The organism is Streptomyces sparsus (genome assembly GCF_054776295.1).
In genome coordinates this window covers 1-1371 of the sequence record NZ_BAAHCA010001148.1, presented here as the reverse complement: position 1 = coordinate 1371, position 1371 = coordinate 1, and the positions used below count along the sequence as shown (strand labels likewise).

1 protein-coding gene and 1 pseudogene are annotated in these 1371 nt (G+C 75.7%); one reads left to right on the top strand and one right to left on the bottom strand.

Annotated features, from left to right (window positions below; translation table 11 throughout):
- Nucleotides 1–66 precede the first annotated feature (66 nt).
- Nucleotides 67–831: a peptidoglycan recognition protein family protein gene (locus ACYVE9_RS27025; protein WP_461030518.1), complete on the bottom strand. Its 765-nt coding sequence runs from the start codon at nt 829–831 to the stop codon at nt 67–69.
- A gap of 270 nt (nt 832–1101) precedes the next feature.
- Here ACYVE9_RS27025 and ACYVE9_RS27020 point away from each other — a divergent pair.
- A pseudogene (locus ACYVE9_RS27020) lies at nt 1102–1371 on the top strand (serine/threonine protein kinase); the annotation flags it as partial.

The window sequence follows — 1371 nt, the reverse complement described above, 5'->3', positions numbered from 1 at the left end:
CGGACTGCCGCCACCCCGACCGCCGCCGTCCGACGCTCAGCCGGTGCCGTCGGCGGCGTCCGACGCTCAGCCTGGGGCGGGCCACTGCCGCAGCCGGGACGCGGCCGCGCGGATCTCGGCCAGCCGGTCGTACAGGGCGTCGCCGGGACAGCGGGTGCGGAAGCTGTCCCGGTGTCCGGACACGACGTCCAACCGCACCGACGTGCCCTTGGGATAGCGGCTCTCGCTGTTGCTGGACACCATCCGCACCCGCCCGCGCGGGCTGATCCCCGGGCGCAGCTTCCAGGCCGTCAGCCGCACCACGGCCTCCACCGCGCGATCGGGGACGCGGGCTCCCGTCCCGAACGTACCGATCACGGCGATCCCGACGCTGTCCGCGTTGAACCCCTTGGTGTGCGCACCGTGCACCGGGCGGGACACGCCGCCCGCGCGGCCCTCGTAGACGGTCCCGCACCGGTCGACGAGGAAGTTGTAACCCACGTCGTCCCAGCCCTTGCCCCGTACGTGCTCCCGCTGGAGGGCGCGCAGCATCTCCGGGACGTCGGAGCAGTCGTAGGCGTTGCCGTGCGCGGTGTGGTGCACGAAGACGGCTCGGGCCCGGCCGGTGTACTCCGGCGGTTCCCGGACCAGGTCCTCGTCGGCATCCCAGGCCACCCTGCCCACGATCGGCGGACGCACGTTCTCCGGGCGGACGTCCCCGGAGTCGTCGGCCGACGCGGTGACGGCCACCGGCTCGGGGCGCGGGCCGGGTGCCGGTGACAGCGCCGCCACGGGCGCCAGCAGGGCGAGCGGCAGCACGGCCGCACCCAGGACCACTCGTCGGGACCACATGCCGACCACCCTGCGCCGCCGCGGCCGAACCGTACAGACGAGCGAGCCGTTCGAGTGAACTCGCACGGTGTTCGACCTGGTCAGCACGGGAGCGACGGGTGTGGCGGAATCGGGCGCCGCCGCGCGCACGTCTCTCCCGGCACTCGGCACCCCGCCCGAGCGCCCGGGGGCGCCCGGGCGGGGGATCGCTGGACCGGGCCGTGGCCGCCACCCGCCGGGGGTTAGGGTCACGGCGTTGGGTTCGTCCGGGACGGGGAGGTCCGCAGAGCCATGGACACGCGGGAGCCGGCGGAGCCCCGGCGGATCGGTTCCTACCGGTTGCTGACCCGGCTGGGCGCGGGCGGCATGGGCCAGGTCCACCTGGCCAGGTCGGATCGCGGACGGACGGTCGCGGTCAAGCTGGTCCGGCGGGAACTGGCCGATCGCGGCGAGTTCCGGGCCCGCTTCCGGCAGGAGGTGGAGGCCGCCCGCCGGGTCGGCGGACGGTGGACCGCGCCGGTGCTGGACGCCGACGCCGAGGCCCCGACGCCCTGGGTCGCC

What these genes read in the sequence shown, in the direction of transcription:
- ACYVE9_RS27025 (WP_461030518.1), bottom strand. Translation starts at nt 831, where the DNA reads ATGTGGTCCCGACGAGTGGTCCTGGGTGCGGCCGTGCTGCCGCTCGCC.